This is a genomic window from Rhizobium sp. Leaf384, assembly GCF_001424065.1.
Lineage (GTDB): Bacteria > Pseudomonadota > Alphaproteobacteria > Rhizobiales > Rhizobiaceae > Ferranicluibacter.
Genome location: NZ_LMQE01000010.1, coordinates 75782 through 95608, shown reverse-complemented (window position 1 = coordinate 95608; position 19827 = coordinate 75782). Strand labels below are relative to the sequence as shown.

The window sequence follows — 19827 nt, the reverse complement described above, 5'->3', positions numbered from 1 at the left end:
TGTCCGGGCTTCCCCGGGGTGAGGAGAAAGACATGCAGGCGATACTGGCGATCGACCAGGGCACCACCAACTCGAAGGCCGTGCTCGTGTCCCTGGCAGGCGAGGTCCTGGCCCGGGGATCCTCGCCCGTCGGAATCAGCTACCCAAAGCCCGGCTGGGTCGAGCAGGACCCGTCCCGCCTCTGGGCCTCCGTCTGCGAGGCGATCGCCGCCTGCCTCGAGGCCGCGCCCGATACGACCGTCGAAGCCGTCGCGATTTCCAACCAGCGCGAATCCGTCACCGTCTGGGACGGGGCAACCGGCGAGCCGCTCGGCCCGGTTCTCAGCTGGCAGTGCCGGCGCACGGCGCCCGATTGCGAGCGGCTGACCCGTGACGGCCATCTCGACCGCGTCCAGCAGATCACCGGCCTGCCGCTCGACCCGATGTTTCCCGGGGCGAAATTCCGCTGGCTTCTTGATCGCGTGCCGCAGGGCCGCCCTGTGCGGGCCGGCACAATCGACAGCTGGCTCATCCACTGCCTGACCGGGGGACGGGTTCATGCCTGCGACGCGTCGAACGCGGCCCGCAGCCAGCTGTTCGATCTGAACGCACAGGCGTGGAGCCACGAGCTCTGCGGCATCTTCGGCGTCGATCCGGCCGTCCTGCCGGAGGTCCGTGACAGTGCCGCCGATTTCGGCACGACGTCGGGCGTGCCCGGCATCCCCGACGGCACCCCGATTCGCGCGGCGATCGGCGACAGCCACGCGGCCCTTTTCGGCCATGGCGCCTTCCGGCCGGGCGATGGAAAAGTGACCTTCGGCACGGGATCGTCGATCATGACGACGCTTTCGGCCTATATCGCGCCGCGCAACGGCATCACCACGACGGTCGCCTGGCGGATTGCTGGCCGGCCGACCTTCGCTTTCGAAGGCAACATTCTCGTCTCCGCCGCGAGCCTGCCCTGGATGACCGGCATTCTTGGCCTGCCGGACGTCGCGGCCCTCGTCGATCTCGCCGCGACGGCGGAGCCGGGCGGTCCCGGCTTCGTGCCGGCCTTCGTCGGTCTCGGCGCACCCTACTGGGATTCAACCGCACGCGCGTTGTTCTCCCAGATCAACTTCAACACCAGCCGGGCGCAGATGGCCCGCGCGGTCACCGATTCCCTCGCCTTTCAAGTACATGACGTCGTGTCCGCCATGAAGACCCAGAGCGGCGGCGCGATCGGCGCGCTCTATGTCGATGGCGGCCCCAGCCAGAACCGGTTCCTGATGCAATGCGTTGCCGACATGCTGCACCATACGGTGATCCAGTGCGAGGCCCCGGAAGCCTCCGCGCTCGGTGCGGCCTATCTCGCAGGCCTGTCGCTCGGCATCTTTCCGGACCTCGCCGCGATTTCCGCCCTCCCCCGGCAGACCACACCGATCCCGCCGGCAGCCGACGACGCGGCAGAGCGGCTCAAAACGTGGAATGACGCACTCGCCCGCTCGACGCTCGACCCGGCAGCCGCTAAGAGTGAATAAAAATTCACAACGGGAACGCCCATGGGACGCCTCAACGAACTCCGCCTGATCTCGCGGGTCGCTCAGATGTATCACATCGAGCGGCGCCGGCAGGCGGAGATCGCGGATCATCTGAGGCTGTCGCAGGCGACCGTGTCGCGCATGCTGAAGCGGGCGGAAACGGAAGGGATCGTGCGCACCAGCGTCATCCCCCCGGTCGGCACCTATGGCGATCTGGAAGCGGCGCTGCGCGAGCGCTATCGCCTGCCGGAAGCAGTCGTCGTCGAATGCACGGAGGATCGCGACGGTGCGATCATGGCGCGGATCGGCGAAGCCGCCGCCCATCTTCTTGAAATCACGCTGGCACCGGGCGAGACCATCGGCGTGTCCAGCTGGAGCCAGACCATCTTCAAGATGGTGGAGAACATCCATCCCCAGAAGAGCGCGCGCGCCAAGTTCGTCGTGCAGACGCTCGGCGGCATGGGCGATCCCTCGGTCCAGACGCATGCGACGCAGCTGACGACGCGGCTGGCGGGCCTGACGGGTGCCGAGCCCAAGCTCCTGCCGGTCCAGGGCGTGACCTCGTCGCGCGAGGCAAAGCTTCTGATGATGGCGGATCCCTTCGTGCGCGAGACGGTGGATCTTTTCGGCAGCATCACGCTCGCCATCGTCGGCATCGGGGCCGTGGAGCCGTCGGAACTTCTCGCCCGCTCCGGCAACATCTTCTCCGCGCGCGAACTGGCCGATCTTGCCGATGCCGGCGCGGTCGGCGACATCTCGCTGCGGTTCTTCGACATCGACGGCAAGGCGGTCAAGACGCCGCTCGACGACCGGGTCATCGGCCTGCCGCTCGAGGATCTGGCGAATGTCGACCGGGTCATCGCGCTCGCCGGCGGCGCCAAGAAGGCCGTTGCCATCGCCGGTGCCCTCAAGGTCGGCATCATCGACATTCTCGTGACCGACAAGTTCACGGCGCAGCGCCTGCTGGCCCTGTAGATCCGCATCTGCGGCGGGTCGGACACAAGGCCCAGAAGCGCGTTGCGCTCCCGGCCTCTCCTCTCACGACGCCAACATGACCCCGGCATTGCCAGCGATGCCCATGTCGTCCACACCCATGTCGTCTGTGACGAGGGCGCGCGCCTTGTCGGGCGGCAGGGGCTTCGAGAGGAAAAATCCCTGCGCCGCCGGACCGCCGAGCGCCTTGATGGTCTCGTATTCTTCGGGCGTCTCGATGCCTTCGACCACGCACCCGATGTCGAGATCCGCGCACATCCGCAGCATCGACGTCACGATCTTCTTGCCCGTCGAGTTGTCGTTGATGCCGTTGACGAAGCTGCGATCGATCTTCAGTTTGTCGAGGGGCATTTCGTGAAGATGGGTCAGGCTGGAATAGCCGGTGCCGAAATCGTCCAGCGAAATGCCAACGCCGGCGGCCTTGAACATCAGGGCCACGGTCCGCGCCTGGCTCATATCAGCCAGGATGGCCGTCTCGGTGATCTCGAAATCGACACGCTTCGGCGCGACGCCGCTCGAGAGAACGATGTCGAGCAGCGCGAGTGACTGCTCGCCGGACGAGACGTCGCGTGCGGAAAGATTGAACGACAGGCCGATCTCGCTCGGCCAGGACCGGGCGTCCTCGAGCGCCTTGCGCAGCAGCAGCCGGGTCAGGGAATTGATGACGCCGGACCGTTCCGCGGCGGGAATGAATTCGGCGGGGGAAACATGACCGAGGGTCGGGCTGTACCAGCGGGCCAGGGCCTCGAACGCCACGACCCGGCCCGACGCCATGTCCACGATCGGCTGGTAGACGAGCGAGACCTCCTCCTCGTAGACATGCTTGCCGAAGATCCGCTCGATGGTCAGGAGACGCGCAAAGGCTTCGCCATGTTCTTTGGAGAACACCACGACTCCGCCACGCCCCTGGCGCTTGCTTTTGTACAAGGCATGATCCGCACGCTCGTAGACGGTCGCAACCGTCGTATCGGTCGGCGACAGCGCCGCAATGCCGATCGAGGCCGACAGCTCGATCCGGGCGTCGGCAATGTGAAAGGGCTCCGAGAGCGCCGCACAGACCGCATGGCCGATGTCGACCGCCGCGGCCAGCCCGCCGCCCCGCGTGATATAGCCGAATTCGTCGCCGCCCAGCCGCGCAAAGAAGGTCTGCGGACCGGCAGGCTTCGCACCCGCAGGCCCTTCCCCCTCTGACGCCTCGGCGCCCGGTCCCGCCAGTGTCAACAGGCGCTGCGCGACCTGGATGAGAAGATCGTCGCCGGTTCCATGTCCGAAGATGTCGTTGACCGGCTTGAACCCGTCGAGATCGATGAGACCGACGCAGATGGCCTCCCGGCCGGCGCTGTCGGCCTGGTGGTCGGTCTCGAGCTCGGCAAAGAAGCGGCGCCGATTGGGCATCGATGTTAGACTGTCCTGATTTGCCAGCAGCAGGTTTTCGTCGTTGAGGGCCAGCAGTGTCCGCTTGGAGGAGATCAGCGCCATGAAGTCGCGATACTGGACCGAGAGAACGGCGATCATCGCGGCGGAAACGAGGATGAGGTCGACCGCCATGGCGATGAACACCATGTTGCCGGTCATGCCGAAATAGCCGGCGAAGGCGAGACCGACGATCACGGTGACGGCCAAGGCCGCCGAGAGAAGATGCGAGAGGCAGAAGATGCAGCCGATCACCGTGATGCCCATGTAGAAGGCGACATGGCTCTGCTGATAGCTGTCGCCATAGGGCGCGAGCGAGAGACCCCAGCTGGCAAAGCCCGCAGCCAGCAGCCAGGCCAGCACGTTGGCCTTGCGCAGCGCCCGCAGCGCATTCATGCCCTTTGTCGGCCGGCGTCCTTCGATCCACCAGTAGACGAGGCGGCAGGCGCAGACCAGGGTGAGAAGCGACGGGATCCAGATCGTCAGAAAGACCGGCGCCGTATTGATGTGGGTGGCGGCCAGGCCCCAGCTGTTGACCAGGAGGATGAAGTACATCAGCGGGACCTGTTTGGAGAAGGCCGCATATTGCGCCCTGACCAGGTCGGCATCGTCGCCGGTGACCCGAAACAGTGAAAAGAGCTTACCTACCGCCATTAAACGTCCAGATACCAGTGGGGCCGTCATGTCCCCGCGGCGAAGACATCCATCGCTCCGCAACCCCATTGTGTGCGTTTCGACTTAACAAGCCGCAATCGAGCGCGATTAACACGCGGTAAAAACGTCCTGCGGCCGGCAATACACAGCGGAAAACCGGCGCGTTCGGCCTCCCGAACGGAAGCAAACACCATATTCATACTTTCTAAATCAGACGTCGAGCATACTCGGGAGAAGATCCGGTTGCCGACATGACGACGGAGCTGGGACGTCGTCGATCGCGTGCTCCTGCTGTCTCCTTGTCCCCTTCCCTGTCCCTTTCCGTCCTTCAGAGGTTGTCATGACGAACCCCGCGTCCGCCCCTGCCCGCCACACGGCGTCTCCCCCGGCATCCCCGGGTCCGGCGCCCGCGGGTCATGCATCCGCCGCCCCGTTCAGCGAGGAGAGCATCGCGCGCCGTCTCGACTTCATGCAGTTGGACGAGGCGGGCAAGACCGGCATCCGGTCGCTGAAAAGCCTGATCGAACGCGAGCTGCCGAAGGGCCTCGACCGGTTCTACGCGCAATTGCGCAAGACCCCGGACGTGAAGCGCTTCTTTTCCTCCGATGACCATATCGTCCGGGCGAAGGGCGCCCAGGCCGGACACTGGGTCAATATCTCCAACGGCGATTTCAGCGAAGATTATGGCCGCAGGGTCCGCACGATCGGAGCGGTGCATGCGCGGATCGGGCTCGAGCCGCAATGGTATATCGGCGGCTATGCGATCATTCTCGACCACCTGATCACCACGGCGGTTGCCGAAGCTTTCCCCAAAAGCGTGTTTTCGCGGAAGACAACGACGGCCGCGGCTTTCGGCACGGCGCTGTCGAGCCTGGTCAAAGCGGCGCTGCTCGATATGGATCTGGCCATCTCGGTCTATATCGACGAGGCCGAGATCGCCAAGCAGCAGGCGCAGGCGGCGGCCATCGCAGCCGAGCGCGCGCTCGTGAGCAGCTGCTTCGGCAAGGCCATGGCGGCGATCGTCGCCAAGGACGTGAGCTATCGCATCCGTGACGACCTGCCCGAGGCCTATTGGCAACTGCGCGACGACTTCAACGTCGCCCTCGACGCGCTGTCGACCACCATTCACCGGATCGACGCCGGCGCCTCCCAGATCAAGGCGGGCGCAGACGAGATGCGCGCCGCGGCCGACGATCTCGCCAAGCGGACCGAGCGGCAGGCGGCCACCGTCGAGGAGACCGCGGCGGCGCTGGACGAGATCACCGCGACCGTCAAGGACTCCGCCCGGCGGGCCGAGGAAGCCGGCATGCTCGTCGCCCGCACCAAGGCCGGCGCCGAGCAGTCCGGCCGCGTCGTGGAAAAGGCGGTCGCCGCCATGGGTGCGATCGACGCCTCGTCCCGGGAGATTTCGTCCATCATCGGCGTCATCGACGAGATCGCGTTCCAGACCAACCTTCTGGCGTTGAATGCCGGCGTGGAAGCCGCGCGCGCCGGAGAAGCCGGCAAGGGCTTTGCCGTGGTTGCCCAAGAGGTGCGGGAGCTCGCGCAACGCTCCGCTAAGGCGGCAAAGGAGATCAAGGCGCTGATCAACACGTCCGGCGAGCAGGTCAGGAGCGGCGTCTCGCTCGTTGGCGAGACCGGCGCGGCGCTGGTCGTCATCGTCGGGGAGGTCAAGGAGATCAACCACCATATCGCCGCCATCGTCGACGGGGCCCGCGAACAGGCCACCGCCCTGCAGGATATCAATGCGAGCGTCAACCTGATGGACCAGGGGACCGAGCAGAACGCCGCGATGGTCGAGCAATCCACCGCCTCCAGCCATGCGCTCGTCCAGGAGGTGGCCCGAATCGCGCAGATGCTGGGCGAGTTCCGGACCGGGGCGACGTCGCAGACAGGGTCTGGCGGACGGCCCTCGCCTGTTCCCGCACGCAACGCCGCCTGACGCGCATCGGCGGTACGGCGCTGCCGCCGCCACAGTCTCACGGGCGGCATGCCGGCAACGAGAGCCGTCCATGGCGCGCGCCGGCGTTCCGCGCGGTCAGGAGCCGACGTGTGTCACGCGACAGGCAGAGCCCCGGTGCGGTCCAGGACCTTGACCGACTGCCGCTCGATCAGCTCGCATTCGATTTTGACCTGAAAGTTGCGGGACGTCTTGCGGGGAGAGGCGAGCAGATCGGCCAGATGCTCGGCCGCATATCTCCCCATTTCGCTGTGCGGGAGCTCCATGGTAGTGAGAGGCGGCACCATGTCGGCGGTATAGGTCTCGTTGTCGAAACCGACGACGGAGATGTCCTCGGGAATTTTCAGGCCGAGCTCCGCCGCAGCCGCGTACACGCCCATCGCGGTGCGATCGGAAAAGCAGCAAATGGCCGTCGGCGGATCCGGCACCATCATGATGCTCTTGAACGCGTCGTATCCGCCGCGGATCGTCCAGCCTCCCTTGAAGACGATCGCCGGGTCAAGCGCGATGTCATGCATCATCAAGGCGCGCCGGTAGCCCTTGATGCGCTCCCGCGCCGCCTCGATGGTGTCTTCCCCGCCGATATAGCCGACGCGCCGATGCCCCGCTTTGATCAGGAGCAGGGCAGACGTCTGTCCGGCCACCAGGTCTCCCGGCACAACGCTGGGGATGCTTCGGTCGCCGGTGTAGCAGTTGAGAAGGACAGTCGGCACATTCAGGAGACCCGGAGGAATATTGATCTGCTGGGTGATGAGGCGCGCATAGATGACCCCGGCGATCGGCATGGCGGCGAGGTGATCGAGCACGGCCTGTTCCGCGTCGCTGTCGCCCCCGGTCGGCATGATGGACACGAGCAGCCCCCGTTCGTTGGCGGATTCCGTGACGCCGTCGATCAGGCCGGCGACGTGGGGCGAACTGGTGACGTCGTTGATGATCATCGCGATCACCGGCCGCCTGTCCGGTCGCCGGTGGACTGTCGTGTAGCCGATCTCCGCTGCCTTGGTCATGACCGCGTCACGGGTCGCGGACGAGATCCGGGTGCCCGGCGCATTGTTGAGAACAAGAGAGACCGTCGCCTGGGAAACGCCGCACGCGACGGCGATGTCCGACATTGTAGGCTTCTTCGTCACGATGGCGTCCTTGTTGCGTCCCTGCGCTTATCACAAGGATGCGCTCATCAACAAGTTCACCACTTGATAACTCGGACAGTTTGGTTATAAAGATGAAAATATAACTAAACATTCTGGGAGGAGTGGATGGCGGAGGTAGCCCTGGAGAAGGTGTCGAAGAGTTTCGGCGCCGTCCAAGTAATCCATGACGTGTCCCTGGACATCGCCGATGGCGAGTTCGTCGTGTTTGTCGGCCCCTCGGGCTGCGGAAAATCCACCCTTCTGCGCATCATCGCCGGCTTTGAGGATGCAACGGACGGCGATGTCCGCATCGGCGGACGGTCCGTCAATCGGGAGGCGGCCCGCGATCGCGGTGTCGCCATGGTCTTCCAGAACTACGCGCTCTATCCCCACATGACGGCGCGACAGAACATGGCCTTCGGGCTAAAGAACATCGGCACCCCGAAGGCGGAGATCGAGGCGCGCATTGCCCGGGCCGCCGACATCCTCCAGCTCGAGCCCTATCTCGAACGTCGGCCCAATGCCATGTCGGGCGGCCAGCGCCAGCGCGTGGCGATCGGTCGGGCCATCATGCGGGAGCCGGACGTCTTCCTGTTCGACGAGCCGCTTTCCAATCTCGACGCGGCGCTTCGCGTGTCGATGCGCACCGAGATCGCCCGGCTGCACCATCGGCTCGGCGCGACGATGATCTATGTCACCCATGACCAGACGGAAGCCATGACCATGGCAGACCGGATCGTCGTGTTGCGGGCCGGACGCATCGAGCAGGTTGGCACGCCGATCGAGCTCTACGACCGGCCGGCCAACAGCTTCATCGCGGGCTTTCTCGGCGCGCCGCGCATCAACCTCATCCCCGCCAGAGTTTCAGCCGTCGAAGGCGGCGCCCTGACCCTGGAAGGTCCCGGCGGCATCCCGCTGGACGCCATGGCGACCGATGGCGCGGCGAGCGTCGGAGACATGGTGACGATCGGGCTGCGGCCGGAAAACCTCATGCCGTCGGAAGCCGGCAGCCTGACCGGCACGGTCGACGTGGTCGAGCAACTCGGTTCCCTGCAGCTGGTCTACGCGACCCTTGCCGACGGCACCGCCATCGTCGCCGAACAGCGCGGCGGCAAGGCGCCCGCGATCGGGGCCGCGATCCGCTTTGCCATCGGCTCCGGCATCCGCCATGTGTTCGACGGCCACGGCCATGCCATCACCGCGGGAACGCCGCTTGCGCGGGAGGGGCGACATGGCGACGCCTAGAACGCCGGCACGCCGGAAGGAGGCGCTGACCGCACTCCTCTTTCTGGCTCCATTCCTCGTGGCTTACGGCATTCTGCTGGTCTATCCCTTTTTCAAGGGCCTCTGGATGAGCCTCCACGACTGGGAACTTGCGGGTAATTTCCGCGAATTCGTGGGCGTCCTCAATTATGAGGATCTCTGGGCAGACCCGATTTTCTGGAAAGCGGTCGGCAACACGCTGCTCTTCGTGGTCATGACGGTCCCCAGCATGACGCTGCTGGCGCTGTTGCTGGCGCTGGCCGTCAACGGGCGCGGTCGTCTCAAGGGGATCCTGCGATCCATCTTCTTCATGTCGAGCGTCTTTTCGGTCTCGGTCGTGACGCTCATCTGGTCCATGGTTCTCAATGCCGACAACGGGCTGCTGGTTCCGCTTTTCCGATGGTTCGGCGCGACGCCGATCAACTTCCTCGGCAACGCGACGTTCGCCATGCCCGCCCTCACGGTGACCACCCTCTGGTGGGGCGTCGGACTGCCGATGGCCCTGTTCCTTGCCGCCCTCAGCCAGATCCCGCCGGAGCTTTACGAAGCTGCCGAGCTCGACCATGCCGGCCGCCTGACGACCCTGTTCCGCATCACGCTGCCGTCCATCCGCAACACGCTTCTGCTCGTCCTGGTGCTGCAGATCGTCGGCCAGTTCCAGATCTTCGGGCAGCCGCATCTGATGACGCAAGGGGGCCCGGCCAACCGGACGAAAATGCTGGTGCAATATATCTACGAGACGAGCTTCCGCGACTGGCAGGTGGGATACGCCTCCGCGATGGCCTTTGCGCTGTTCCTGCTGATGCTTGGCTTCGCCATGGCGCAGCTATGGCTCGGGCGACGGGAGGACGCGTGATGGCAGCCATGTCAACCGGCCGCCGCCGCCGCACCACCGATCTCGTGATCCTCGGCCTGACGGCGGGTTTCGCCCTCCTCTGGCTCCTTCCCATCCTCTGGGTCGTGGTGATGTCGCTGAAGCCCAATGCGGAGCTGATGCGATCCACCGCCGGGTTTGTCCCGCTGCCGTTCACGCTCGACAACTACATCAACCTCATGAAGATGGAGACGGTGCCGCGCTGGCTGCTGCACAGCCTCGTCGTCGCCGTGGTGATGACAGCGCTCGTGCTGGTCGTGTCGTCCATGGCGGGCTACGCTTTCGCCCGGCTCCGGTTCCCCTTCAAGAAGACCCTGTTCCTGCTGGTCATGGCCGGCCTGATGGTTCCCGAGCAGTCGATCTTCATCCCGTTGCACACGATGATTTCCGGCTGGGGACTGCACAACACCCATTTCGCCCTGATCATGCCGCGCGTGGCCGTGCCGATCGGCGTCTTCCTGATGACGCAGTTTTTCCGCTCCATTCCGAAGGAGCTGGAGGAGGCGGCGGAAATCGATCACGCATCCCGGCTGACCGTGTTCCTGAAAATCATGCTGCCGCTCTCGGTCCCGGCGCTCACGACGCTCGGGCTCTTCACGTTTATCTTCGCCTGGAACGACTTCCTGTGGCCGCTGGTCTCCGCCACCCGGGCGGACATGTACACGGTGACGGTCGGGCTCGCCTCGATCCAGAGCAACTTCGCATTTTCAGAGGGTCTCGGCTCGGTGATGGCGTCCGCCGTCTTCGCCAGCCTGCCGATCATGCTGCTGTTCCTGATCTTCCAGCGCTTCATCGTGGCCGGCGTGGCCATGAACGCCGGAAAATAACGTTCATGCGGCGGGAGGCCGCACGGACGACATCTGCATCGACAAGGAGGATATGATGCGCAACCTGAAGACATTCCGAGCGCTCGCGCTCGCCACACTGCTCGCCACGACGGCCTCGGCCGGCTCCGCAGGGGCGGTGGACATCTCGCTTCTTCGCTTCTTTGGCGAGTGCAACACGGAATACGGCACCGTCACCGACATTTCCAAGGCGAACGGCGAGTGCGGGATCATCACGGTGTTGACCAACAAGTTCAACGCGGAAAACACGCTGGGTGCCAAAGTGGTGACCCAGACGGTCGAATGGGGCGCATATTACGACCAGCTGACCGCGACCTATTCGACGGGCAACATTCCCGACGTGGCGGTCATGCATGCCTCGGTCATGCCCAACTTTTCCGGCCGCGACCTCCTGACCCCCCTGTCGGGCCCGCTGAAGGAGCTCGGCATTCCGTCCGACGATTTCGTTCCCGCGGCATTGAAGAACGCGACCGCGAACGGCGAGATCTACGCCCTGCCGTTCGATCTCCATGCCCTGTTGTTCCACGTCAACATGGATCTCATGAAGCAGGCGAACATGGCCAATCCCGATGGCTCGCCCATGCTGCCCAAGTCGGCGGACGAGCTGATCGCCCAGGGCAAGAAGTTCAAGGAAGCGACCGGCAAGCCGTTTATCGCGTCGGAATCCCAGAGCGCCGAAGGCATGATGGTGCGCTTCTTCGACACCCTGATGTGGCAGCAGGGCGTGGACGTCGTCTCGGCCGACGGCAAGGCCGCCAGCATCGACACGCCCGAGGGGCTCAACGCGGCCAAGCTGATCTCCGCGATCTATTCCGAGGGACTGGCCAATCCGGCATTGGACTATCCGGGCTCGGAACAGGCCTTCCTCAACGGCGAGGCCGGCATCCTCCTCAACGGAACCTGGGGCGTCGACAACTACGACAGCCAGGCCAAGAGCGGCAAGGCGGCGCTCAAGTCCTATCGCGTCGCCAATGTGCCGCAACTCTTTGCCAATCAGAAGGTCTGGGCCGACAGCCACATGTGGGTGATCCCGAAGGACGAGAACCGCAGCGCGGAAAAGACCAAGGCCGCGGAAGCCTTCCTGAAGTTCCTCTATGACAACAACTACGAATGGTCGCGCACCGGCCATCTCTCGGTCCGCCAGTCCGTCCTGGACTCCGCGGCGTTCAAGGCATTGCCGCACCGCAATGAATTCGCAGCGACGGCGACAAACGCCACGGCTCTCCCCCAGGTCCAGAACCAGCGGGCGGTCTACAACGCGATGATCACCGACCTCAATGCCATGTGGCTGACCGGCACGGAACCGCAAGCCGCACTGTCGGCCATGCAGGCCGGCGTCGAGCGCGTTCTTCGTCGCAATCGCTGATCGCAGAGCCTCGGGTTTTGCCGCGCGCCCCTCCCCGGAAGGGAGGGGCGTCGCGGAGCCTTGCCCTCCTCTTCATGTTTTCGCCTCTCCGAAGGCCCCATCACCAGGGAACCGTCATGTCCTCTTCGTTCGCCAAGCCCGCTTTGCCGCATGTCCCAACCCGCCGGGCGCTTTCGCTCGACGGCGCCTGGTCCTTCCGCCATGACAGCGACGGCATCTGGCGCGAGGCGCGCGTTCCCGCACCCTGGCAGGCCTGCTTCGAGGATCTGGCGGTGAGCTTCGGCACGGCCACCTACCGCCGATCCTTCTCGATCCCTGCCGGCTGGTCCGGATCCGAGATCGCCGTCTGCTTTGGCGCGGTCGGAGAGATCTGCTCGGTGGCCCTGAACGGGACGGAGATCGGCCGTCACGAAGGTGGCTATCTCCCGTTCGACATCGTCCTGCCGCCCCATCTTGTCCGGGACGAGAACGAGCTGCAGGTCATCGCGACGTTGCCCGACGCCGCCCGGCATGGGGACACGCCCGATTTTGCCGAAATTCCGCATGGCAAGCAGAGCTGGTACGGGCCGCAGGCAGGCATCTGGCAGTCCGTCCACCTCGAGGCACGGCCCGCCCTGCACATCAGCAGCCTGCGCCTCGATCCGCACTGGCCGGACGGCCGGCTGGACATCAGGGCCACCTTGTCGCAGCCGGTCGCCGCCGTATTGACCTTGACGGTCACCGATCCTGCCGGCGCCCTCGTCGCCACGGAAACGGTGCATGCGACCACCGGTGTCGCTGCACACACGCTTCAGATCCAGACGCCGGCGGCCTGGTCTCCGGACGCGCCGAACCTCTACCGTGCGCAACTGTCGCTGCAGCCGGAGGGCGCTTCGCCCGATGCTGCCGCCGACGAACGGGTCTCGACCTTCGGCTTTCGAAGCTTCGTCGCGCGCGACGGCTATCTCTGGCTGAACGATCAGCCGCTCTATCTGCGCGGCGCGCTCGATCAGGACTACTACCCCGACGGCTTCGGGACTCCGCCCTCGCTCGAGATGCTCGAAGACCAGCTCCGCAAGTCGAAGGCCATGGGGCTGAACTGCCTGCGATGCCACATCAAGGTGCCGGATCCGCGCTATTACGATGTCGCAGACCGGCTCGGCATGCTGATCTGGACGGAGATCCCGAACATCGAGACCTTCTCGCCGGCGGCTGCACGGCGCCTGCACGAGACGATGGCGGGCATTCTCGCGCGGGACCGCAACCACCCGTCGATCGTCATATGGACCCTGATCAACGAGGACTGGGGAACGCGCCTGCGCGAATCCGCCGAACAGCGCCGCTGGATTTCGGAGATGGTCGATTGGCTGCGGGCGGAAGATCCGATGCGGCTCGTCGTCGACAACTCGGCCTGCTTCCCGAACTACCACGTGAAGACCGACATCAACGACTACCATTTCTACCGGACGGCAACCGACAGGCGGGACGAGTGGGACCTGCTCTGCAAGGAATTCGCCGGGAACGCGGACTGGACCTTCTCGACCGACGACGAAGCGGTCCAGACCGGCAAGGAGCCCCTGATCCTGTCCGAGTTCGGCGTCTGGGGCCTGCCCGACCCGGCACGCCTGCGCGGAGACGACGGGCGCGACCCCTGGTGGGCGAGCTACGGTGCGACATGGGCGGACGGGACAGCCCTGCCCCAGGGCGTCGAGGCCCGCTATCGCGAACTGGGCCTGTCGCAGGTGTTCGGCCCGTTCCCGGCCTTCATCGAGCAGGTGCAGTGGCACCAGTACATGAACCTCAAATACGAGATCGAGGTCATCCGGCGACACCCTGAGATCGGCGGCTACGTGGTCACCGAACTGACCGACGTGCACTGGGAAGGCAACGGCCTGATGGACATGGCGCGCAATCCGCGCGTGTTCGCCACCGCGCTTCCCGAGGTCAACGGCGACGTCGTGATTGCGCCCGGCACCGTCACCCATGCGGTTGCCTCCGGCGGGACCGCCCGGTTCGAGCTCGCGCTGTCGGCAGGCGGTTCGCTCGTCCCGGCCGGAAGCCGGCTCGAATGGTCGCTCGCAGACCAGAGGGGCGTTGTCGATGTTCCCGAGATCCGGCCGATGCAGGTCCACGAGGCCTCGCTCGACATCGCCGTGGGCCCGGTGGCCACGTCATTGCGTGCGCCGGTCGCCTTTCGCCTGCTTGCCCCGAACGGTGCGCCGCTCGCGACCAATACCGAAACCCTGTCGCTCTACGGCGAACGCGAGATCACCGGAAGCCCTGCCTTCGCGACGGATCGTGAGGACGTCGAACAGCGTCTGACGGGTCTCGGCTACGGCGCGCGGGGACCCCAGGAGGCGGAGGTCTTCGTGACCGACCGGCTGACCCCCGAGATGATCGAGAGGATCCATGGCGGCCTCCACGTCCTGCAGATCGTCTCGAAGGCGCCGGGCCGGCTGCGCGACGACACGCCGCCGCGGGACGGGCCGACGACGATCGAAATCGATCCGGGGGCCGGCGGCCTGATTTCCGGTGCCTATTTCACCTTCCCCGGCTATTCGCTGGTGGACCGGCACAAGTCGCTCTGGAGGGGTGACTGGGTCGGCAATTTCTCCTGGCTGAGGCGCGACGGGCCGTTCTCGCACGTGCCGGGCGGTCCGCTTCTCGACCTGTCCTTCAACGACGTCGTGCCGCATCAGGTCATGACCGGATTTCGACCCTGGGAGTTTCACGGCCGCGTTCACGCCGGCGTCGTAATCGGTTGGGTCCACAAGCCGGCAGCCTTTCTCATCGAGAAACGGCTTGGCCGTGGCAAGCTCGTGGCGACCACCTTCAGGCTTCTGGGCAGCCATCTGACGGATGATCCCGTCAGCACCGCGCTGCTCGACGGCCTGATGCGCCTGACGGAATCTCCCTGATCAAGACCGTTCACGCCGCGTGATGGGGCGACGACCCGCGACCCCGCAGCGGCAACGACCGCGCGGGGCCGGCCTCAGACGGCGCGCAGGGTTCGCGCGTGCGCCTGCAGCGTCGTGAAGACTTCGTAGCGGCGTTGGTGGAGAAGGCCAATCTCGCCCTCGGCCGGCAGGTAGGTGCGGTCTGCATGGCTCAGCGCCTGCATGGCCGAGCGGGTGTCGGCAAAGGCGCCGCTGGCCACGGCGCCGAGGATGGCCGACCCGAGGAGGACCGGCTCCTGCGAGCGGGTTCCGACGACAGGCTTTCCGCAGGTATCGGCAAGGATCTGGCGGACCAGATGGTGCTGGCCGGCACCGCCGCTGATCACGACGTGCTCGACCGGCGCGCCGGCACGGGCCTGCGTGTCGATGATCTGGCGAAGGCCATAGCCGATGCCGCAGAGGCCGGCGATGTAAAGGGCGATCAGACTGTCGAAATCCGCCTCCATGCCGAGACCGGCAATGACGGCGCGCGCCTGGGGATCGGCAAACGGCGCGCGGTTGCCGAGAAATTCGGGAACGACGTGCAGGCCGGTCGCACGTCGAACGGCGTCGGAGGCCGAGGGCGACCGGGAGGCTGCGGCGTCTGCGGCAAAAACGGGAAGCGGCACCCCCGCGCTTGCCGCCTCAGCCCTGGCCTCGGCGGCAGCCGGGTGGAACGCCAGGAGATGGTCGATGGCCGAGCCTGCGGCGCTCTGCCCGCCCTCGTTCAGCCACATCCCCGGCACCATGGCGGAGAAATAGGGACCCCAGACGCCGGGAACGAAGACCGGCTCCGTGGTGGAGGTCATCGTGCAGGAGGAGGTTCCAAAGACATATCCCAGATTGGAGCCCGGCCCCTGATCGATGCCCACCGTTCCGATGCCGCCGGCATGGGCGTCGATCATTCCGGCGGCGACCGCCGTTCCGGGCTTTAGTCCCATCGCGCGCGCCGCCTCCGCCGACAGGCCCTGCCCGAGCGGCGTGCCGGGGGCGACGATGTCGGTTCCGATCCGGGAGAAGCCCTCGAGCGCCAGGACATCGAGCCCTACGCGCGCGAAATAGGTCGGGTCCCAGCGGCTCTCGTGCGCGAGATACGTCCATTTGCAGGTCACCGTGCAGGTGGAGCGGGCAAGGCTACCCGTTGCCTTGAAGGTGAGGAAGTCGGCAAGGTCGAAGAACTGCCAGGCCGCGGCGAAGATCGCGGGCCGGTTTTCCCTCAGCCACAGAAGCTTCGGCGTTTGCATCTCGGGCGAGATCCGGCCGCCGACATAGCGCAGGACATCATGGCCGAGCTCGTTAATCCGCGCGGCCTGCGCCACCGCCCGATGATCCATCCAGACGATGATATCCCGGTCGGGATCGTCCGAAGGGCCGACGGGAAGGGGTGCGCCCCCCTCCCCGAGCACGACCAGCGAGCACGTGGCATCGAAGCCGAGACCGATCACGGCGCCGGGATCGATCCCCGCTTCCGCAACCGCCTCGCGCACGACGGCGCAGACGGCGGCCCAGATGTCGGTGCTCGACTGCTCGACCAGTCCGCCGGCCTCCCGGAACAGGGTGATATCGCGCTTTGCCGCGCCGCGCAGTCGCCCGGCCAGATCGAACACGCCGGCGCGCGCGCTCCCCGTTCCCACATCCACGCCAAGGACATACCGGTCGGATGGCGGCATGTTGGAGCTGTCTCGATCGGGCATGTCTCGTCTCGTCTTTTGCTGGTCGGCGCGGATGGGGTGTCGAACCAAGGGCGGTCTGCCGATCAGAGATCGACGCTGTTTGGAAGGATCACGAGATCGCGGATGGTGATGTTGCGCGGCCGCGACAGCATGAAGAGCACGGCATCGGCCACCTCCTTCGGCTGCATCAGGCTGCCATTGGCCAGCGCTTCGTCCATCTTCGCCTTCGGCCAGTCGTCGAGAAGCGCGGTGACCACCGGACCGGGCAGCACCGCACCGACGCGGACGCCGTGCGGCGCGACCTGTCGGCGTGTCGCGTGGACGAAGGCCTGAACGGCGAACTTCGATGCGGTGTAGATCGGCTCCCAGATCACCGGCACGACACCGGCGATCGAACTCGTGAACAGGATGTCGCCGGACTTCTGGGCGATCATATGCGGCAGGACCGCATGGACCGACCGGAACGCGGCGTTGATGTTGAGGTTCAGCATCCGGTCCCACGCGTCGGGATCACCCTCGGCGATCGCGCCGCCGACATAGGCGCCGGCATTGGCGTGGAAGACGTCGAGACGCCCGGCAAGGTCCAGGATCCGGGGCAGGATCCCGGAAAGTGCGGCGCCGTCCATGAGGTCGATGACCAGCGGCTTGGCGCGGTCGCCCAGTTCGGCGCAAAGCGTGTCGAGCTTGTCGGCCGCGCGGTCGATGAGGACGACGGTGGCGCCCTCCGAAATCAAGGTGCGGGCACAGGCAAGGCCGATGCCAGAGGCGGCGCCGGTGATGGCGACGACTTTTCCGGTCATGAGATCAGACATCCGAGAATTCTCCAGTTTTTTCTAGGCGCGGCCGTGGCTGACGCGCGAGCGGCGCGCCAGCGAATCCACGATCACGGCAATGGCGAGCACGGCGCCGGTGATCATGTAGCGCAGCGACGAGNTAGGCGCGGCCGTGGCTGACGCGCGAGCGGCGCGCCAGCGAATCCACGATCACGGCAATGGCGAGCACGGCGCCGGTGATCATGTAGCGCAGCGACGAGTTCAGGTTGAGCAGGGTCAGGCCGTTGGAGATGGCCTGGATGACGATGATGCCGATCAGCGCGGAATAGGCGCTTCCGCGTCCGCCGAAGAGGCTCGTTCCGCCGATCACGGCGGCCGCGATGGCGTTGAGGTTGACGTCGCCGGTGCCGGCCTGCTGGCTCGACGATGCGAGGCGGGATGCCGACAGGATCCCGCCGAGGGCGCCGAGGGTCGAGCAGAGCACGAAGGCGCTGGTATAGATGCGGCGCACGTTGATGCCGGAGCGCCTTGCGGCTTCGCGGTTGCCGCCGACGGCGAACATGGACCGGCCCCACTGCGTCCGTGTCAAACCATAGTTCAGGATCATGACCAGCGCCACGAACAGCCCGAACATCCACGGCACGCCCCGGCCGAGATTGAGATAGAACACGACGGCCTCGATCACGACCGTCAGGATGACGGCTTTGACGATGAGCGTGCTCAGCGGCTGGGACGACAGGTTGGCAGCCTCCCGACGCTTGCGCACCGACAGGCCGACGACGATCATGACGAGGCCCGGAACGAGGCCGAGCAGTGCCGACATCCAGCCGGGCATGACGAGGATCTGGCCGAAGCGGACGAGCGGCGAGGCATAGGGCAGGTTGATACTACCCGTCGGCCCGAGGATATAGAGCTGCAGGCCGAGCAGCGCGAGAAGGCCGGAAAGCGTGGCCACGAAGCTCGGCATGCCGAGCCGATTGTACATGAAGGCGTAGNCCCGGAATTGACCCAGAGAACGCCGATGATGGCCGAGGCCAGTCCGCTCATCGAACCGACGGAAAGGTCGATCTCGCCCAGGATCAGGACGCAGACGATGCCGAGCGAGATGATCCCGACCGTGGCGCAGTCGAACAGCAGGTTGACGAGGTTGTTCGGCGCGAGAAATATCGGATTCAGAAGGCTGAAGACGGTGGAGATGACGATCAGGCCGATGGCGACCGGCAGCATGCCGAGGTCACCGGACTTCACCCGTCCGACGAGGGTGCGCAACGCACCCGCAAGGCCCTCGGCATGGACGACGCGTACGTCGCTGCGGTCGAGCGCAGGGTCTTTCGCATTGGGGGTCTGGCTCATGCGGTGCTCCCGCCCATGGTGCTGACGTCGGATTTGCGTTCGATACGGCGCGACACGGCGTTTTCCGTCGCGCCGGTGATCGAGGCGACAAGCTCGTGGTTGGACGCATCCGGACTGAAGACGCCGTTGTTGCGCCCGAGCCGCAACACGACGATGCGATCGGCGACGGCGCGCACGTCCTCCATATTATGGCTGATGATGATGACGCCGAGCCCGCGGGCCCGCACGCGCTCGATGAGATTGAGAACCTCGGCCGTCTGGGCGACACCGAGGGCCGCCGTCGGCTCGTCGAGCATGATGATCTTGGGATCAAGCAGCAGCGAACGGGCGATGGCTACAGTCTGGCGCTGTCCGCCGGACAGGGAAGCGATCGGTTCGCGCACCGACGGGATACGGGCCGCAAGCTCCTTGAGGAGCGTCCAGGCGCGGACTTCCATGGCCACCTCGTCGAGGCTCCATGGCGACACTTCATGGCCGAGGAACAGATTGGCGACGACATCGAGATTTTCACAAAGCGCCAGGTCCTGGAACACCGTGGCGATGCCGAGCTCCAGCGCCCGGCTGGGGCTGTCGAGACTGACCGGCCTGCCGCAGAACTCGATCTGCCCCGACGTCGGCTGGTGCACGCCGGCGAGANGCGATGCCGAGCTCCAGCGCCCGGCTGGGGCTGTCGAGACTGACCGGCCTGCCGCAGAACTCGATCTGCCCCGACGTCGGCTGGTGCACGCCGGCGAGGATCTTGATCAGGGTCGACTTTCCGGCGCCGTTGTCGCCCACAAGCGCCACAACCTCGCCGGCCTTCACCTCGAGGTCGATATCGGTCAGCGCGGACACCGCACCGAAGTTCTTGGAGATTTTGGTCAACCGGAGGATGGGACCGCCCGTCGCCGGGCCTTCCGTCTGTCTGTTCGCCATGGTGCGCACGCTCTGTTGAAAGGGATGGACCGGTCGAGACGGCGCTCGACCGGTCGCTGTCAGCGAGGGCTCTACTTGATGCCGAGCTTGGCGCAGCCGTCGGCATATTCGCCGGTGCAGACTTCGGCGGCGGTCTGGATCTTCTTGTCGAAGATCTCGGCCTTGATGTTCTCGGCCGTGACGACGGCGGGAACGAAAAGC

General features: G+C 65.7%; 13 protein-coding genes and 4 pseudogenes. 8 read left to right on the top strand and 9 right to left on the bottom strand.

From position 1 onward, the window contains the following. Nucleotides 1–32: 32 nt before the first annotated feature. Both ASG25_RS21130 and ASG25_RS21125 read left to right on the top strand, forming a co-directional pair. A complete protein-coding gene (locus ASG25_RS21130; protein WP_062479131.1) occupies nucleotides 33–1499 on the top strand; it encodes an FGGY-family carbohydrate kinase in 1467 nt (488 codons plus the stop codon). Nucleotides 1500–1520: 21 nt separating this feature from the next. Next, complete coding sequence (locus ASG25_RS21125; RefSeq protein ID WP_062479128.1) at nucleotides 1521–2474, top strand: sugar-binding transcriptional regulator; 954 nt, start codon at nucleotides 1521–1523, stop codon at nucleotides 2472–2474. Between the two features lie 63 nt (nucleotides 2475–2537). Here ASG25_RS21125 and ASG25_RS21120 read toward each other — a convergent pair whose 3' ends face one another. Continuing rightward, nucleotides 2538–4559 carry an EAL domain-containing protein gene (locus ASG25_RS21120; protein ID WP_062479125.1) on the bottom strand — a complete coding sequence of 674 codons (2022 nt, stop codon included), beginning with the start codon at nucleotides 4557–4559 and terminating at the stop codon, nucleotides 2538–2540. A gap of 340 nt (nucleotides 4560–4899) precedes the next feature. Here ASG25_RS21120 and ASG25_RS21115 point away from each other — a divergent pair, with 340 nt between their 5' ends. Beyond that, nucleotides 4900–6501: a globin-coupled sensor protein gene (locus tag ASG25_RS21115; RefSeq protein WP_082480447.1), complete on the top strand. Its 1602-nt coding sequence runs from the start codon at nucleotides 4900–4902 to the stop codon at nucleotides 6499–6501. A gap of 113 nt (nucleotides 6502–6614) precedes the next feature. Here ASG25_RS21115 and ASG25_RS21110 read toward each other — a convergent pair whose 3' ends face one another. Further along, nucleotides 6615–7649: a LacI family DNA-binding transcriptional regulator gene (locus ASG25_RS21110; RefSeq protein WP_062479121.1), complete on the bottom strand. Its 1035-nt coding sequence runs from the start codon at nucleotides 7647–7649 to the stop codon at nucleotides 6615–6617. Between the two features lie 126 nt (nucleotides 7650–7775). Here ASG25_RS21110 and ugpC point away from each other — a divergent pair, with 126 nt between their 5' ends. The 5 genes from ugpC (at nucleotide 7776) to ASG25_RS21085 (ending at nucleotide 14894) form a co-directional block, all read left to right on the top strand. Further along, on the top strand, nucleotides 7776–8894 hold the full coding sequence (gene ugpC, locus ASG25_RS21105) for a sn-glycerol-3-phosphate ABC transporter ATP-binding protein UgpC (RefSeq protein WP_062479119.1): 1119 nt from the start codon (nucleotides 7776–7778) through the stop codon (nucleotides 8892–8894). After that, nucleotides 8881–9768 carry a sugar ABC transporter permease gene (locus tag ASG25_RS21100; protein ID WP_062479116.1) on the top strand — a complete coding sequence of 296 codons (888 nt, stop codon included), beginning with the start codon at nucleotides 8881–8883 and terminating at the stop codon, nucleotides 9766–9768. The genes ugpC and ASG25_RS21100 overlap by 14 nt, the downstream gene beginning before the upstream one ends. After that, entirely contained in the window at nucleotides 9765–10613 is an 849-nt protein-coding gene (locus ASG25_RS21095; RefSeq protein WP_200942849.1) for a carbohydrate ABC transporter permease, read from the top strand. Before ASG25_RS21100 ends, ASG25_RS21095 begins: the two co-directional genes overlap by 4 nt. A 52-nt stretch (nucleotides 10614–10665) precedes the next feature. Further along, a complete protein-coding gene (locus tag ASG25_RS21090; protein ID WP_244479474.1) occupies nucleotides 10666–11997 on the top strand; it encodes an extracellular solute-binding protein in 1332 nt (443 codons plus the stop codon). A 116-nt stretch (nucleotides 11998–12113) separates the two neighbouring features. Next, nucleotides 12114–14894, top strand: coding sequence for a glycoside hydrolase family 2 (locus ASG25_RS21085; protein WP_062479107.1), 2781 nt, complete (start codon nucleotides 12114–12116; stop codon nucleotides 14892–14894). A gap of 74 nt (nucleotides 14895–14968) precedes the next feature. Here the strand turns inward: ASG25_RS21085 and ASG25_RS21080 are convergent, their stop codons facing one another. The 7 genes and pseudogenes from ASG25_RS21080 to ASG25_RS23545 form a co-directional block, all read right to left on the bottom strand. Next, nucleotides 14969–16606 carry an FGGY-family carbohydrate kinase gene (locus tag ASG25_RS21080; protein WP_062479105.1) on the bottom strand — a complete coding sequence of 546 codons (1638 nt, stop codon included), beginning with the start codon at nucleotides 16604–16606 and terminating at the stop codon, nucleotides 14969–14971. A gap of 62 nt (nucleotides 16607–16668) precedes the next feature. Continuing rightward, on the bottom strand, nucleotides 16669–17397 hold the full coding sequence (locus ASG25_RS21075; protein WP_062479102.1) for an SDR family oxidoreductase: 729 nt from the start codon (nucleotides 17395–17397) through the stop codon (nucleotides 16669–16671). Nucleotides 17398–17519: 122 nt separating this feature from the next. Continuing rightward, nucleotides 17520–18353 (bottom strand): annotated as a pseudogene (locus tag ASG25_RS21070) (sugar ABC transporter permease); the annotation flags it as partial. Nucleotide 18354: 1 nt separating this feature from the next. Then, nucleotides 18355–18711 (bottom strand): annotated as a pseudogene (locus ASG25_RS23555) (sugar ABC transporter permease); the annotation flags it as partial. Then, nucleotides 18708–19347 (bottom strand): annotated as a pseudogene (locus ASG25_RS21065) (ATP-binding cassette domain-containing protein); the annotation flags it as partial. The pseudogenes ASG25_RS23555 and ASG25_RS21065, both read right to left, overlap by 4 nt. 1 nt (nucleotide 19348) lies before the next feature. Continuing rightward, a partial coding sequence (locus ASG25_RS23550) for an ATP-binding cassette domain-containing protein (protein WP_244479473.1) occupies nucleotides 19349–19626 on the bottom strand: 278 nt, incomplete at its 3' end. A 71-nt stretch (nucleotides 19627–19697) separates the two neighbouring features. Continuing rightward, nucleotides 19698–19827, bottom strand: a pseudogene (locus ASG25_RS23545) (ABC transporter substrate-binding protein); the annotation flags it as partial.

Coding starts and splice junctions, on each gene's coding strand:
- ASG25_RS21130 (WP_062479131.1), top strand. CDS start 33: ATGCAGGCGATACTGGCGATCGACCAGGGCACCACCAACTCGAAGGCC.
- ASG25_RS21125 (WP_062479128.1), top strand. CDS start 1,521: ATGGGACGCCTCAACGAACTCCGCCTGATCTCGCGGGTCGCTCAGATG.
- ASG25_RS21120 (WP_062479125.1), bottom strand. CDS start 4,559: ATGGCGGTAGGTAAGCTCTTTTCACTGTTTCGGGTCACCGGCGACGAT.
- ASG25_RS21115 (WP_082480447.1), top strand. CDS start 4,900: ATGACGAACCCCGCGTCCGCCCCTGCCCGCCACACGGCGTCTCCCCCG.
- ugpC (WP_062479119.1), top strand. CDS start 7,776: ATGGCGGAGGTAGCCCTGGAGAAGGTGTCGAAGAGTTTCGGCGCCGTC.
- ASG25_RS21100 (WP_062479116.1), top strand. CDS start 8,881: ATGGCGACGCCTAGAACGCCGGCACGCCGGAAGGAGGCGCTGACCGCA.
- ASG25_RS21090 (WP_244479474.1), top strand. CDS start 10,666: ATGATGCGCAACCTGAAGACATTCCGAGCGCTCGCGCTCGCCACACTG.
- ASG25_RS21085 (WP_062479107.1), top strand. CDS start 12,114: ATGTCCTCTTCGTTCGCCAAGCCCGCTTTGCCGCATGTCCCAACCCGC.
- ASG25_RS21080 (WP_062479105.1), bottom strand. CDS start 16,606: ATGCCCGATCGAGACAGCTCCAACATGCCGCCATCCGACCGGTATGTC.
- ASG25_RS21075 (WP_062479102.1), bottom strand. CDS start 17,397: ATGTCTGATCTCATGACCGGAAAAGTCGTCGCCATCACCGGCGCCGCC.